We start from the raw sequence: 15,074 nt of genomic DNA, 5'->3' as shown, positions 1-15,074 counted from the left end.
CCGCCAATTCATCGTGCGATGGATTAGCCCTTCTGTGAGGGTTGTGCAGTTTAGGGCTGGGGGGGACGCAGGGTGTGGTAACCGCTCCAGAGCCGGGTCAGGGTGGTGATGGCGCAGAGCAGGGCAAAGCCGTAGGCGAGCGGGGCGAAGGCGGCTGGCCACAGGCACATCAGCACAAAGAGGGCGATGGTTTCGCTCCCCTCGGTGAGGCCGCCCAGATAGTAGAGGGATTTGTGGTGGTAGACCGGATTGTCGATCCCCCGCTTGCCCGCCATGATGGCAAACGCCAGAAAGCTCGACCCTGTGCCCATAAAGGCAAACAGCAGGGTGGCGGCGGGTAGTGGATTGGCGGGGGCGGCGAGGGCAAAGCCCAGCACCACGGCGGCGTAGAAGATAAAATCCAGCGTGATGTCGAGAAAGCCGCCGCAGTCGGTGATGCCGGTTTCCCGCGCCACGGCGCCATCGAGCCCGTCCAGCAGCCGGTTGAGCAGGATGGCCGCCAGCGCCCACGGATAGCAGCCAAAGGCCAGCAGCGGCAGCGCCAGCATGCCGATGGCAAAACCGGTGAGGCTTACCTGATTGGCACTGACCCCGGCACGGCAGAGCGGTTTGGCAAGCTGGGTGAGAGGGCTGCGGATCACGGGGATCAGGTGGCGGTCAAACAAGGTGAACTCCTCGGTTAAAAACAGGATTCGGTGAGGTTGAGTATGGTGCCCGGCGCGTCTTCCGCATCGTGGGTCACCAGGATGGCAGGGATGGCCAGCGCCTTGATCTGCGCGAACACCAGCTCGCGAAAGGCGGCCCGCAGCGGCTTGTCGAGGCGGGAGAAGGGCTCGTCCAGCAGCAGGGCGTCGGGTTCCGCCAACAGCGCCCGCAGCAGACTGACCCGCGCCCGCTGACCCCCTGATAGCAACTGCGGCAGCTTGTCAGCCTGATCCGCCAGCGCGACCTGCGTTAACGCTGTCAGTGCCTTTTCCCGCCGCGCGCGTTTTCCCTTGATGCTCGCTGGCATGCCGAACATCAGGTTCTCCGCCACCGTCAGATGGTCGAACAGCAGGTCATCCTGAAATAGCATGCCGATGCGCCGCGCCTGCGGCGGTAGGGCGTTGAGTAGCCGCTCGCCGAGCCTTATCTCTCCCTCCAGCCGGATCGGGCCATTTCCTGTCTGCGCGCCGGGCAGTACTCCTGCCAGCCCTGCCAGCAGGGAGCTTTTACCGCAGCCGCTTGGCCCCATCAGGGTCAATACCTCGCCGGGGGCCACCTGCAGGGGGGGCAGCGAAAGCAGCAGTTTTTCATCAAGGTAAAGCCGAAGAGGCGTGGTGCTCAGCATATGGCTGTTTCCATCATCAGAGTTCATCGTGAGCCGCCCCCCTTGAGCGCCGGATTGATCCGCGCCGGTAACCAGAGCGCCAGCAGATAGATAATGAGCGGCAGCAGCAGTTGCAGCAGGCCGTAGAGTCCCGCCAGCCGTCTGTTGAGGCCGCTGCCGATGGCCACCGCTTCGGTGGTGATGGTGACCACTCTGCCAGCCCCAAACAACAGGGTTGGCAGATACTGGGCCAGACTCACCGCCGCCCCGACGCCGAAGGCAAACAGCAGCGGGCGCGCCAGCAGCGGCGCTTTCACTTGCCACCAGGCTCGCCATGGCGTTGCCCCCAGCAGCAGGGCGCTCTGGGTGATCCGTGGATCGAACTGGCGATAGGGGCCGTGCAGACACAAATAGACATAGGGAAAGACAAACAACAGCTGGCTCCAGAGCACCCAGCCCCAGCCAATGCCGCTGCTTATCGAACCATGTGCAAGCCAGTCCACCCCGAGCCGGATACCAAACAGCAGGCTCGCTTGTGGCAGCAACAGCGGCAGGCAGATAAGCCAGAGCGGCCAGGGGCGGCGCCCGGCTTGCGCCTCCAGACTGCACACCGCCATTCCCAGTGCCAGCAAGCCGCTCGCCAATGCCAGCAGTGCGCTGGTTGCCAGCAGCGGCAGCAGGGTTGGCAGCAGATCCAGCCAGTAGTGACCACTCCACTGACTGGGCCAGAGGGCGGGAAAGGGCCAGCGGCGCGCCAGCGACCAGAGCAGCAGCGCCGCCAGCACCGCCAGATTGAGGGTGATCAGAGTGAATGCAGAGCCTGCTGCGAGCCGGTTGTCAAAGAAGTGGGGCGCCGCTCGTTTGCCATCGAGCCAGCAACCTTTGCCCATCTCTTTATGAAGCCACTCCAGTAATCTGAGCAGAGCGATGAGCAACGCCGTGATGGCGAGCAAAAGCAGGGCGCCGCTGGCGGTGGCTCCGCGCCAGAGCAGGTCCGGATCCTGATACCAGAGCCACAACCGTACCGCTAGCGGGGCGGGGGCGTCGGGCCCGAGCAACTGGGCGAGATCCACCACCGCCACTCCGTAGGCCGCCACCGCATAGATGGGCAGGCGCATGGCGGGCCAGAGCGCCGGAAGCAGCAGGCGCCACCAGATCTGGGGGGGGCTGAAGCCGAGGCTCGCCCCCAGCCACTGCTGGCGTGCTAGCTGGATGGGTTGTTGCGCAGCCATCGCCATCAGCAGCAGAAAGGGGGTCTCCTTGAAAACGAGCAGTGCAATCAGCCCGAGCCCCCAAGGGTCGCGAATGGTCTGCCAATCGGGAGGCAGTTCAAACCCGGCCAGCGCTGGCGAGACGAGCCGCAGCAGCCAGCCGGAGGGGGCGAGCAGAAAGGCAAAACCGATGGCAAAGGCGACGTGAGGCATGGCCAGCATGGGCGAGAGCAGACGACGGAGCAGCCCGAAAGCCCGGCTGTCGCTGTGGGCCAGCAGCAGGGCGGTCAACAGCAGACTACCGAGGGTTGAGGCGGCGCCAATCCACAGACTCAGCGCAGCGGAGTGCCAAAGACCGGGTTGGGCCAGCAGCAAGGCGAGATGAGAGGCGGCCATCCCCTCCGCCAGCAGTTGCCACAGCCCCGCCAGCAGGGGGATGACGAAGATCGCCAGATAAATGACCGCCATCCCCGCACTCATACTGGGGTGGCGTGTCAACCGGCGCCACGGTCGGGAGCGGGAAAGCGGGTGACCAGCGGCACTCATCAGTGACCGTAACGCTCGGCCCAGGCCGCTTCCAGTTTGAGCTGCCAGCTGGGGTGAGGTTCGGCCACCGCTTTGAAGCGCAGCGCCGGTTGCCCTTTGGCGGAGTCAGGCAGCACATCGGCCCGCAGCACGCTGGGATCCCCCCAGAAGGCCGGATTGGCCTTGCGCGCCTGCGCCGCCGGGCTCAGCAGGAAGTTGGCCACCACCTTGGCACCCGCACGGGCACTGGCGTTAAAGGGGATGGCGAGAAAATGGCTGTTGGTGAGCGCCCCTTTCTCCATGGCTATAGCTTCCACGCTGGGGGGCAGGGCGCCAATCTGGGCGGCGCTCTGCGCCTCCTGCGGATTGAAGCTGATGGCCATGGCCAGTTCGCCATCATCGAGTAACTGGCGGGTTTCGGCGGCGCTGGTGGGGAACAGCTTGCCCTTGCGCCAGAGTGCCGGATGCAGCTCATCGAGCCAGGCCCAGAGCGGGGCGGTGAGTTGGGCAAAATCGCGCTCGGTCGCCTCCCGATAGAGGGGGGCGGGGTCTGGCGTCAATTCCAGCAGGATCTGCTTGAGAAAACTGGAGCCATGGAACTGGGGCGGCTTGGGATAGGTGAAGCGACCGGGATGGGCCTTGGCCCATGCCAGCAGGGCTGTTGCCGAGGTGGGTGCTCTAGTGACCTCTTCGGTGTCGACCATCAGATTGAGCTGGCCGATGCCCCAGGGGGCTTCAAGCCCTTCCACCGGCAGGGTGAAGTCCTCACTCACCGGCAGGGTGCTGTCTACCAGCGCCATGTTGGGCAGCTCGGCGGTAAAGGGGGCGCCGAGCAGCCCCTGCTCCTTGAGCGCCTTGAAGTTCTCGCCGTTGACCCAGAGCAGGTCGATGGGGCCGCCAGTTTGCTTGCCCGCCTGCTTGTTGGCCAGCAGCTGGCTGACGCTCTGGGCGATGTCATCCACCTTTACCTGTACCAGCTTGACCTGATAGTCGCGCGCCAGCTCCTGCCCGGCCCACAACAGATAGGCGTTGATCTCCGGGCTGCCGCCCCAGGCGTTGAAGTAGACGGTTTGCCCCTTCGCCTCCTCAAGGGTCCGTTGCCAGTTGTCATCAGGAGTGGCTAACAGCGGGCCGCTGGCCAGCAGTGGCAGGGCGCACAGCAGGGCGTTTAGCCGCTGTTTGAGCTGTGAGTTGAGTTGTGAGAATGGCTTGAGCATAAACGTTTCCCTGATTGTCAGGCGCCACGGCGCCAGCGGTGATAACGGGCCAGCAACGCCAGCACCCGGGTGGGCTGGTGGGCCCGTTTCCATTCACCCGCCACGTATTTGTTCCCCTCCATCAGGGTGGGGTAGGCGTGAATGGTGCCGAGGATCTTGCCAAGGCCGAGGCGGTGACGCATGGCGAGCACGAACTCGGCAATCCGCTCACCGGCGTGAGTGCCCACTATGGTGGCGCCAAGGATAGTATCTTTGCCCGGCACGGTCAGCACCTCGACAAAACCGTGGCGCTCCCCATCGGCGATGGCGCGATCCAGCTCGGCCAGCTCGAAGCGGGTCGCCTCGAAGGGAATGCCTTGCGCCTCGGCCTCCTTGCGATTTAGGCCGACCCGGGCAATCTCCGGCGTGGTGTAGGTGGCCGCCGGAATGACCCGATAGTCGGCCTGAAAGCGCTTGAACTGGCCAAACAGGGCATTGACCGCCGCATACCAGGCCTGATGGGCGGCGAAGTGGGTGAACTGGTAAGGGCCAGCTACGTCTCCCACCGCCAGTATGCTGGGGAAGTTGGTGGCGAGGAAGCCATCGACCGCTATGGTGCCGCGGGGGGCAAGCTCGACCCCCAACTCCTCGAGCCCGAAGCCGCTCACATTGGCGACCCGACCCAGTGCCAGCAGCAGTTGATCCCCTTCCACCACCTGTGTCTCATCGCCACGGCGCAGTTGCAGCCGGATGGGGAGATCCCCATCGGCTGCGGGCAGATAGTCGGCTCGTTCGGCGCGCCAGCCGGTGAGTAGCTGCACACCATCGCGGCTCATCTGCCCGGCCAGAGCATCGGCGACCTCTCTCTCTTCGCGGGGCAGCAGTTGCTCCGAGAGTTCCACCAAGGTCACGGGAATGCCGAGCAGGGCGAAGCTTTGGGCCAGCTCGCAGCCGATAGGGCCGCCGCCCAGCACCAGCAGGCGGCGCGGTGGGGTGCGCAGCTGCCAGAGGCTATCCGAGGTGAGGTAAGGCACCTGATCCAGCCCCGGCAGCTTGGGCACCAGCGGCCGAGCGCCGGTGGCGATGACGATATGGCGGCTGGCAAGGCGCTGGCCGTTCACTTCTACCTCCCAGGGGGAGACCAGCCGCGCCTCTCCTTCGATGCACTCCACCCCAAGCCCCTGATAGCGCTCGATGGAGTCGTGGGGCTCGACCTCCTTGATAACTTCAGCCACCCGCTCCATCACGGCGGCAAAATCGGCGCGGGAGTGGCTTGGGCTAAAGCCCAGCTCGTCGGCTTTACGCTGCTCTGCGGCAAAGCGGGCGCTTCGGATCAATGCCTTGGAGGGGACGCAGCCGCTGTTGAGGCAATCGCCCCCCATCTTGTGCTTCTCGATGAGCGCCACCTTGGCCTTCACCGCTGCCGCGATATAGCTGGTGACCAGCCCACCGGCACCGGCACCGATCACCAGCAGGTTGTAGTCATAGCGAGCGGGTTTGCGGTAGGGGGAAAGCAAGCGGCGCAGCGCGAGCTTGTCGGTCAATTTCTTGACCAGCCAGGGCATCAGCCCCAGCAGGGTCAACGCGATCATCAGGCCGGGGGAGAGGATATTGCCGGTGCTGGTTAACTGGCCAAGCTCGCTGCCCGCCAGCACATAGACGAAGGTGCCGGGCAGCATGCCAAGCTGGCTGACCCAGTAGTAGGTGCTGACTCTGATGGGGGTGAGCCCCATCAGCAGATTGACCAGAAAGAAGGGGAAGATGGGGATGAGGCGAAGGCTGAGCAGATAGAAGGCCCCCTCCTTCGCCATGCCGGACTGAAAGGTGGCCAGCTTGTCGCCAAAGCGCCGCTCGACCCAGTCGCGCAGCAGAAAGCGGGCGCTGAGAAAAGCCAGGGTCGCGCCAATGGTGCTGGCAAAGGAGACCAGCAGCAGCCCCCAGGCGACACCAAACACCGCGCTGCCACCCAGGGTGAGCAGGCTGGCGCCGGGCAGGGAGAGGGCGGTGCTCAGCACATAGATAAGCACGAACAGCAGGCTGGCCGAGACAAAATGGCTGTCGACCCATTGCGCCACTGCCGCCTGCTGGGTCTGCAAGGCGTCCAGAGTGAGGTAACGGCCAAGATCGAGGGCAAAAAAGGCGCCGATAAGGCTCCCCATCACCAGTGCAAGCAGCAGGCGGGTCCGGTTCATCAGGCGTCCTTGCTGTCTGGCTGGGCGGGGCGTTCCGGTTGCACCGGCAGCTGGCAGAAGCCCTGCGGCGCGATATCGAGGGCGGCGTTGAACTTGGCCGACATGTTCTGAAAGGCGATAAGACCGGTCAGTTCCACCATGGCGTCGTCATCGAACCAGGGTTTGAGGCGGGCCGCCTGCTCATCGCTCACCCCATCTAGGCCAGTCATCGCTTCGGTATAGTCGAGCACCGCTTTTTCCCGCTCGTCAAACAAGGGGCTTTCGCGCCAGTTGGCCAGCGCCTCCACCTTCTCGCTGGAGCCAGCTCTCTTTACCAGGGTCATGGCGTTGATGTCGACGCAAAAACGACACCAGTTGAGCTGGGAGACCCGCACCGTCACCAGTGAGCGCAGCACGGAATCGATGGGGGAGCGCTTGCGGTTGATGACCCCGTAGAGGGTGGCGACGGCGGCAAACAGGCGCGGCGAGCGGCCCCAGCACTTGCCCGGAATAAGCACCTGACCATAGTTGCGCTTTTGCAGCCAGAAAAAGGGGCGGATAAACCAGGCATATTCCCGGTCGGGTTTGACCTCAACGCGCATCAGTTACCTTCTTGTTGTTTCACACTTACGGTTTCAAATTGGGTTTGTAGGCTTGGCCCAACCGCTCGTTCAGGCGGGTCAGGAAATCCTCGATCCGCGCCCGGTTGGTGCCCAGATCGCTTTGTCCCTGACGGGAGGCTGATCGCATATCGATGCGGGTCTCTTTGGGGCCGGCAAAGACCCGCAGCGCCACATCATCCTGAAAGCCGAACCAGCCGGTGGTAACCACCGCATCCAGACCGTCCGGGCTGGGTCGTACCTGCCAGCCCAGCTCCTGCATCAGTTCGTTGGCTTCAATCAGCACTTCGGCAGGAGAGGCCCTGGTAAAGAGAGGACCGGGTTTTGCCTCAACTGCTTTCAGCGGTGCGCTATTTATTGGCAGATCCTGCGCCGTTCTGAGCTCTGCCGCCCAGCGTAGCTGGGGGGGATTGTAGGGATCTGTGCTCACATCGTTGATCAGCGGCATCCGCAGCGCCTGCGCCACAAATGTCAGGGGCAGCAGTAGCGGCAAGGCGCCAAGGCCGCTGGCATAGCGGTTACGGCTCCAGGGCAGGCGTACCAGCAAGATCAGGGAGACAAGGGCTCCGATGAGACAGATCGCAAAACCGATCCACCAAGGCCAGAGATGAAAGCGGCTGCCGAGGGCGCCAGCGAGCGGGAGTAACCAGGCCAGCAGGGGCCACAAGCAAGAGCGGGGCATAGCACGGGATCCATCGTCGAATGTGGACAATGCCGAGAAGGATAAACTTAATTGCCTGATAACGTTAGTAAATTGATGAGATTTTGGCGTGGTTTTGGTTTGTTTTGCGAGGGGGATGCAGAGGTCGGTGAAGCCCGCCTGAGGGGAGCTTCACCGAGAAAATAGTCAGTTGCGATGACTTAGTTGCGATAGAGCACTTTGATCAGATGGAAGCCGAACTTGGTGCGCACCGGCCCCAGCACCTTGAGCAGTTCACCCTTGAAGACGGCATCGTCGAAGGGCTTGACCATATCCCCTTTATTGAACTCCCCCAGATCGCCGCTGCGTTTTGCAGAAGCGCAGGTGGAGAAGCGCTTGGCCATCTGGCCGAAGTCGGCTCCCTTCTCGATCTTCTCCTTGATCTCCAGACACTGTTTTTCGGTCTTGACCAGAATGTGCTGGGCACAGGCTTTTTTCATCGGGGCGCTCCTGGGAGTGATGGCGAAGGTTGTTAACGCCAAGGGTGGTAGCAAATCGGGGCGCAAGAGTACCCCAATTTGCCACCGGCGTCAGCCATCACAGCCCGCCATTTACCGGCGATCGTCAGCCCTGTTACTGGCGAGCGCGGGTGGCCAGCATGGCGCGGGGACGCGCTTGCCAGATGATCTCCAGCCCGAGCAGGGCGTAGAGGCTCCAGATGGCCAGCGGATTGAGCCATTCGCCCCCCAGTTGCAGGGTCATCAGGGCGCAACCTGCCAGCAGCAAGGTGATGCCCGGCAGCCGCCAGTGGACGGGCAGGGGGGCCAGCAGCGCCATCGCCAGCAAAATGCCGAGGCCAAACGGCAGGTTCAGGGCGGTAAAGGCCAGCGCCTGCTGGCCACTCATGCCGGTCAGCAGGGCCAGCAGGGCGCTGCAACAGGCGAGAAAGGTGATGAACTCGAGACGATCGGCAATATAGTCAGCCATCTGTTCGCTACGTGCATGCATGATGTGTCTCCTTCAGTTGATGGTTCAAGTGTGAGGGAGGGACGTCTGTAAAGGCAGCGGGATAATTCGATTGCGCTGAACGAGCAATTCTTAATCACCCGCTACGGCGGGCTTTAGGGTGTGCCGGGCCTGTTAAACGGTGAGGGTGGGGCGATGCCGACAAACTCTGTCGTGGTGGGTTTCTGGTTGCAAAGAGAGGAGGAGAGGTGACAAATGGTGCCTGATGGTGGGGTGAGCCTTATTCAGGGCAGGTCAATTCGCATCCATCGGGAAAGCTGGCGTCGTAATTGTCACCAAAATGTGTGATTTGTGGTCAACCTCTTAAAAGATATGGCGAATTTGCCAATGGCACCGCGCTGTCGCTGGCCGATGCCTATGTTAGGATAAGGTTCGCCATTTTTCTGGCGCGCATTTTTGTGTCACGGCCATGCACTGCATGGTGTGCTGCGCCGCATTCGGGGTTGGCCCGAAAGGGCGCTGGTTTCCTTCACCACAGATTCAGGAATATTGACCTTTGACAGGATGCATTTCATCCCTGCTGGCAGGGCGTTTACTGTCCGGCCCTGCGTTTCGCCGCGGCCTGCGGGTACTAGGGGTGGGCCTGTTGCTGTCGCTGCTGGCTTCGCCCGCGTTTGCCGCCAAGCTCACCTATCAGGTCAAGGGGTTGAAAGGGGAGAACAAGGATAACGTTGAAGCCTACCTCAATTCCCTGCCGGTCTATCAGGAGCGGCAATACCGCCCGGCCCGCGCAAAAATTACCGAGAGCGTGCAAAAGGCGCTGCAGGTTTATGGCTACTACCAGCCGAAAATCACCCTGAGTCGCGACAAGAAAACCCCGTCCAAAGTGGTGATTGAGGTGGACAAGGGGGAGCCGGTCATCGTCTCCCGCCTCGATATTCTGCTGGAGGGGGATGCGGGCAGCGACGAGCTTTACAGCGCCCTGCTGGACAAGTTGCCCCTCAAAGAGGGCGAGCCCCTCAACCACGCCAAATATGAATCCATCAAGGCCGATCTGGGCAGCCTCGGGCTGGCCCGCGGTTACTTTGATGCCAAGCTGAGCAAGAGTCAGGTCAAGGTGTTCCCGGACAAGGGGACGGCGGAGATCTTTATTCTGTTCGAATCGGGCCATCGCTACCGTTTTGGCGAGATCCGCTACGATGCCACCCCCGAAGCGCTTCACCTGATCCGCCCGCTTATCAACATCAAGAGCGGCGACCCCTATCTCGCCATCCGTCTGGCCGAGATGTCGCAGGATGTCTCCTCCACCAAGCTGTTCCGTCAGGTCGATATCAAGCCGGTATTAAGCGAGGCGAGCAACTATCGGGTGCCCATCGCGGTGACGCTGGATAACCGGGTCGATCACGAAATCGAGACCGGTATCGGTTACGCCACCGACGTGGGGCCGCGGATGAGTGCCACCTGGGAGAAGCCCTGGGTCAACCGCTACGGCCACCGCCTGTTTGCCACCGCCAAGGTGTCGGCGCCGGAGGCCGAGCTCAGCTTCGACTACCAGATCCCGGTGGGCAACCCGCTGCGGGACTACTACTCCATCCAGACCGGCTACCAGTACAAGGACAACAACGATACCCGCTCCGATCTCACTACCATCGGTGTGCACCGCTGGACGCGACGGCCGGAGAGCTGGGATCGGGACGTCTTTATCCGGCTGGAGAACGAGATCTATACCCAGGGTGCCGACGAGGGGAACAGCTTGCTGCTGATCCCCGGGGTCTCCTGGTCCCGACTGCGGGTGCGCGGCACCTTGGTGCCCGATTGGGGGGATCGCCAGCAGCTGACGCTGGAGTTCTCCGACCCCAGATGGGGTTCCGACATCAGCTTTATGCGGGTGTGGGGGCGCAGCAAGTGGTTGCGAACTCTTGGCGATAACCACAGATTCCTGATGCGGGCCGAGCAGGGGGCCATCATAGGTGACAGCTTCTCGCTGGTGCCGCCGTCCTTGCGTTTCTTTACCGGTGGCGATCAGACGGTGCGCGGTTTTGGTTACGAGAGCATCTCCCCCACCGGGCCGGATGGCAAGCTGACTGGTGGCCGCTACACCAGCGTGGCCAGTCTGGAATACAACTACCGCTTCAGCGAGAAGTGGCTGGGGGCCATGTTTGTGGATGGCGGCACCTCCACCACCGATTACAGCGAGCCCTGGAAAATAGGTACCGGCGTCGGTGTGCGTTGGGTCACCCCCATCGGTCAGGTCAGGCTGGATCTGGCGGTCGGGGTATCGGAGGAGGACAAGCCCTTGCGGCTGCATTTCGCATTGGGGCCTGAATTATGATGTTGTCTAAACGCTTTTTTCTTTGGCCGCTGCGGCTGTATCTTGCGCGGGGGTCTGCATTGTGATCTGGCTAAAACGTATTTTTCTCTGGCTGATGGGGCTGGTGTTCCTGCTGCTCATCGGTGTCAGCCTGCTGGGCTTTACCCATCAGGGCAACAAGTGGCTGTGGCAACAGGCTAGGGCGGCGCTGCCCTCCCTCAAGGGGGAGCTGGTGGCGGGCCAGCTTGGCTATGGCTGGACTCTGGAAGGGGTGGGCTGGCAGGATGAGCTGGTGGATGTCACGGTGGATCGCGCCGTGCTCGACTGGGATCTCGGCAAGTTGCTGCAGGGCAAGCTCTGGATAAAATCCCTGGTGGTGACCCATCCGGTGGTCAAGGTAGCCGACTCCGAGCCTGCGCCGGAAGAGCCTTCCGAACCCTTTGTCTGGCACCCGCTGCCACTCAAGATCCAGGTCGATAGCCTCAAGGTGGCCGATCTCGATCTGGCGGTGCCCGGTGTTGCCGTGACGCTGGGATCCCTCGATATCGGCGCCACCCTCAACCGCAAGGGGCTGATCGTACGCGGCCCGGTGCTCGATAACCTGAAGGTGACGCTGGATGACGCGGCACCCGCCAGCGCAGCCAAATCCGCCAAGCAGCCGGCCGCTAACGAGAAGCAAGCCGGTGCTGCGGTGGCGCGCAACGACAAGGCCAACGCCAAGACCGTCAAACAGGGCAAAGGGACGCCAGCTGCGAACACGGCAAAGGCAGCCCCCATTCTCCTGCCCGCCATTCATCTTCCTTTCCCCATCCAGCTGGAAGGGGTCAGCGCGACCCGGGTGCAATATAAGCAGGGCGAGCTGATTGAAGGGCTCGACAAGCTGCTGCTGTCGGCCACTGCTGCCGACGATCGCATCGAGGTGCGCGAGCTCTCGCTGCGCCACGCCATGGCCGATCTGGCGCTCAAGGGACACATCCAGCTCAGTGACGACTACCCGCTGGCGGTGACGCTGGATGCCAAGGCCCGCAAGGGGCTGCTGGATGGCGAGCTGCAGGGTGAGCAGGCCACGCTGGCGCTGAGCGGTTCGGTCGGCAAGCTGGGGCTGGCGTTGTCGGCCAAGGGGCCGATCGCCGCCAATCTCAAGGGCTCTCTGGCCTCGCTCGACCCGGATCTCCCTTTTGATTTGGCCCTCGACTGGAAGAGCCTCGGCTGGCCGTTGCACAAGCCTGCCAAAGATGAGCCGAGCTATCGGCTGGACAAAGGGAGCCTGATTGCCAAGGGCAAGCTCTCCGGCTATCAGTTTGCCCTCAATACCTCCGGCAAGGGAACCGATGTCCCCCCCTTCAAGCTCGCGCTGGACGGGAAGGGGGATCTTGAGCGGCTCAGCAAGATCGCCTTACAGCTCAACGCCCTCAAGGGGGAGCTGAAGCTCGATGGCAAGCTCGCCTGGAACAAGGGGATCGAGTGGCAGGGGACCACCCTGTTCAAGGGGATCAATCCGGCCGAGCTGCTGCCCGAGCTGAAAGGGACGCTGGCCGGTGAGCTGGAGAGCCGCTTCGTGATGAACGAAGCGGGCCACTGGGAGCTGAAACTGCCCAAGCTCAAGGTGGATGGCAAGCTCAACCAGTACCCGCTGGCCCTCAAGGGGGAGCTTAGCGGCAACGACAAGATGGAGTGGCTGATCCCGGTGCTCTCGCTGCAAAGTGGCCCCAACCAGTTGCAGGCCAAGGGCAGCATCAGCACTGCCCAATGGAAGCTCGATGCCAACCTGCAGGCTCCCCAGCTGGGGGGGATCTATCCCGGCCTGAAAGGGGATATCAAGGGACAGGTGAAGGTCAGTGGCAATCAGCAGACGCCAAAAATCGATGCGGATCTCGTCTCCGACCGGCTCTACTATGCCGGCACCGACCTGAAGGGCATTAGCCTCAAGGGTAATGCGGTGATCGGTGCCAAACCGGCCGGTGAGCTCGCGTTGTTGGTGGCGCAGCTGAAACAGGGCGAAACCAAGCTCAGCCAGCTGGCCCTGAACCTCAGCGGCGATATCAGTCAGCATCTGTTGACCCTGACCATGAAGGGTGACCCTGTTGCGGCCAACCTCAAACTGGGTGGCGGCGTGCGCGGGGATCACTGGCGCGGGGCGCTCTCCGAGTTGCAGTTGAAAACCCCGCTGCGCCGTTGGGACTTGAGTTCCCCGTGGGCACTGGATCTCGATCTGCCGCGTCAGCGGCTGGCGATGGGGGATATCTGCCTCGGCTCCCAGGGGGCCAGCCTCTGTGTCAAGGGGAGTCAGGTCTCCGCTGCACAGGGCACTCTGGAGTTTGCCCTGAGCGAGTTTGATCTCAAGCGGCTACGCCCCTGGTTGCCGGACAACTTCCGCTGGCAGGCGATGCTCTCGGCCGATGGCCGTGCCAGCTGGCGTGGCAATCAGCCGACCCTGCATGCGGTGGTGCGCACCACGCCGGGCACTTTTGTGGCTGATGGTCTCAAGACTGATTATCAGCAGCTGGCTTTGGCCCTGGATTTCGAGCGGCAGCAGGCGGCCATTCGCCTCGATTTTGCCTCCAAGCAGATCGGCAATATCGATACCGATCTGCTGATCAGGGAGCCCGCCGGTCGCGGTCTGCTCGGTGGTCAGCTCAAGTTTGACGATCTCAAGCTCAATACCTTTGCGCCGCTCATCCCTGAGGTGCGCTCCCTGCAAGGGATCATCTCCGCCGATGCCCGTTTCGACGGCACCCTGGCAGCGCCCCTGCTGTTTGGTCAGCTAAACCTGCGTGACGGTGAGGTGCAGACTCACTCCGATATGGTGACCCTGACCAAGCTGGTGACCCGCCTCAAGATCGAGGGCAATCGCGCCGAGCTCGATGGCTCCATGCTGGTGGGCAAGGGGCCGCTGGCGTTGGGCGGCTGGCTCAGCTGGGCCAAGATGCCGGTCAGCGGCAGCCTCACCATTCAGGGCAAGGGTCTGGAGGCGCAATATCCGGGCATGGGCCGGGTCAGAGTCTCGCCCGATATCGCGGTGTCGCTTGGTGAGGAGACCCGCATTACCGGTCAGGTGGATATTCCCTGGGCGCGCATTCTGGTCAAGAGCCTGCCGGATTCGGCGGTGGCGGTCTCCGACGATGTGACTGTGGTATATGACGATCTGCCCCCGGCTCCCAAGCAGGCCAGCCTGCCGCTGGCGATGAAGGTGGCGATCCGCCTTGGCAACGATGTGAAGCTTGATGCCATGGGGCTGAAGACCGATGTCTCCGGCGGTCTCAATATCCGTCAGGATCCCGAGAAGCCGCTGGCAGGCAACGGCCAGCTGGTGCTGACCAATGGCCGCTTCAAGGCTTACGGTCAGAACCTCATCATCAAGGAGGGGCGGATCCTCTTCTCCGGTCCGCTGGATCGACCGTTCCTCAACATCGAGGCTAACCGGGATCCCGATACCATCGAGGGTCAGGTGACGGTCGGGGTGCGGGTGACCGGCCCTGCCAGCAAGCCTGAGATCACTGTCTACTCCGAACCGCAGATGGCGCAGTCGGAACAGCTCTCCTATCTGCTGCGCGGCAAAGGGTTGCAGACCGGCGGTGAGGATGGCGGTTTCAACGGTCTGCTGGTGGCCGGTGCGGTGAGTCAGGCCAACGGTGTGGTGTCGAGCATCGGCGAGTCGCTGGGGATGAGCGATGTCTCCCTCGATACGGCGGGCAGTGGTGACAACACCCAGGTGACTCTGTCTGCATATCTGCTGCCGGGCCTGCAGTTCCAGTACGGGGTCGGGGTCTTCAGCCCCATCGCCGAGTTCAAGCTGCGCTACGAGGTATTGCCACGGCTCTATCTGCAGGCGATGAGCGGGGTGGCTCAGGCGGTCGATATCTTCTATCGCTTTACTCTGTAACGCTTCATCCCGTAACAGGGCTGATATGAATCTAAACGGGAGGCGCAGGCCTCCCGTTTTGTATTGCTCGATCGGCCGCGGGCAAGCCGTGATAAAGGTTGGCAGTGCAGAGGGAGAATGAATTGCGATGGGCCAAAAATGCGAAAACCCGGCACTAGGCCGGGTTTTCTGAATGATGGTGGAGGGAGAAGGATTCGAACCTTCGAAGGCAGAGCCGTCAGATTTACAGTCTGATCCCTTTG

Annotated in this window: 11 protein-coding genes; 2 read left to right on the top strand and 9 right to left on the bottom strand. The window is 62.5% G+C overall.

Annotation, left to right across the window (positions count from 1 at the left end; all coding sequences use genetic code 11):
• Positions 1 to 50: 50 nt before the first annotated feature.
• The 9 genes from G5179_RS16480 to G5179_RS16440 form a co-directional block, all read right to left on the bottom strand.
• Positions 51 to 665: a CDP-alcohol phosphatidyltransferase family protein gene (locus G5179_RS16480; RefSeq protein ID WP_421258745.1), complete on the bottom strand. Its 615-nt coding sequence runs from the start codon at positions 663 to 665 to the stop codon at positions 51 to 53.
• 14 nt (positions 666 to 679) lie between these two features.
• Complete coding sequence (locus tag G5179_RS16475) at positions 680 to 1,330, bottom strand: ATP-binding cassette domain-containing protein (RefSeq protein ID WP_421258744.1); 651 nt, start codon at positions 1,328 to 1,330, stop codon at positions 680 to 682.
• A gap of 23 nt (positions 1,331 to 1,353) precedes the next feature.
• Positions 1,354 to 2,988, bottom strand: coding sequence for an ABC transporter permease (locus G5179_RS16470; RefSeq protein ID WP_421258743.1), 1,635 nt, complete (start codon positions 2,986 to 2,988; stop codon positions 1,354 to 1,356).
• 77 nt (positions 2,989 to 3,065) lie between these two features.
• A complete protein-coding gene (locus G5179_RS16465) occupies positions 3,066 to 4,262 on the bottom strand; it encodes an ABC transporter substrate-binding protein (RefSeq protein ID WP_421258742.1) in 1,197 nt (398 codons plus the stop codon).
• Between the two features lie 17 nt (positions 4,263 to 4,279).
• Positions 4,280 to 6,433, bottom strand: a complete 2,154-nt coding sequence (locus G5179_RS16460; RefSeq protein WP_421258741.1) for an FAD-dependent oxidoreductase — start codon at positions 6,431 to 6,433, stop codon at positions 4,280 to 4,282.
• Positions 6,433 to 7,014 (bottom strand): carboxymuconolactone decarboxylase family protein, encoded by a 582-nt coding sequence (locus tag G5179_RS16455; RefSeq protein ID WP_421258740.1) that lies wholly within the window; start codon positions 7,012 to 7,014, stop codon positions 6,433 to 6,435. Before G5179_RS16455 ends, G5179_RS16460 begins: the two co-directional genes overlap by 1 nt.
• Positions 7,015 to 7,039: 25 nt before the next feature.
• Entirely contained in the window at positions 7,040 to 7,714 is a 675-nt protein-coding gene (locus G5179_RS16450) for a DUF1499 domain-containing protein (RefSeq protein WP_201951589.1), read from the bottom strand.
• Positions 7,715 to 7,893: 179 nt separating this feature from the next.
• Positions 7,894 to 8,172, bottom strand: coding sequence for a peptidylprolyl isomerase (locus tag G5179_RS16445; RefSeq protein WP_005334269.1), 279 nt, complete (start codon positions 8,170 to 8,172; stop codon positions 7,894 to 7,896).
• Positions 8,173 to 8,305: 133 nt separating this feature from the next.
• A complete protein-coding gene (locus G5179_RS16440; RefSeq protein ID WP_005334267.1) occupies positions 8,306 to 8,680 on the bottom strand; it encodes a hypothetical protein in 375 nt (124 codons plus the stop codon).
• 514 nt (positions 8,681 to 9,194) lie between these two features.
• Between G5179_RS16440 and G5179_RS16435 the strand changes: the two genes are divergently transcribed.
• Together G5179_RS16435 and G5179_RS16430 are read left to right on the top strand one after the other, a co-directional pair.
• Positions 9,195 to 10,970: an autotransporter assembly complex protein TamA gene (locus G5179_RS16435; protein WP_421258739.1), complete on the top strand. Its 1,776-nt coding sequence runs from the start codon at positions 9,195 to 9,197 to the stop codon at positions 10,968 to 10,970.
• A 61-nt stretch (positions 10,971 to 11,031) separates the two neighbouring features.
• Positions 11,032 to 14,832, top strand: coding sequence for a translocation/assembly module TamB domain-containing protein (locus G5179_RS16430; RefSeq protein ID WP_421258738.1), 3,801 nt, complete (start codon positions 11,032 to 11,034; stop codon positions 14,830 to 14,832).
• Positions 14,833 to 15,074 lie beyond the last annotated feature (242 nt).

The organism is Aeromonas sp. 600886 (assembly GCF_049174935.1).
Classification (GTDB): domain Bacteria; phylum Pseudomonadota; class Gammaproteobacteria; order Enterobacterales; family Aeromonadaceae; genus Aeromonas; species Aeromonas veronii_A.
The sequence above is the reverse complement of the archived record's forward strand: the minus strand, read 5'-3'. Positions and strand labels throughout refer to the sequence as shown.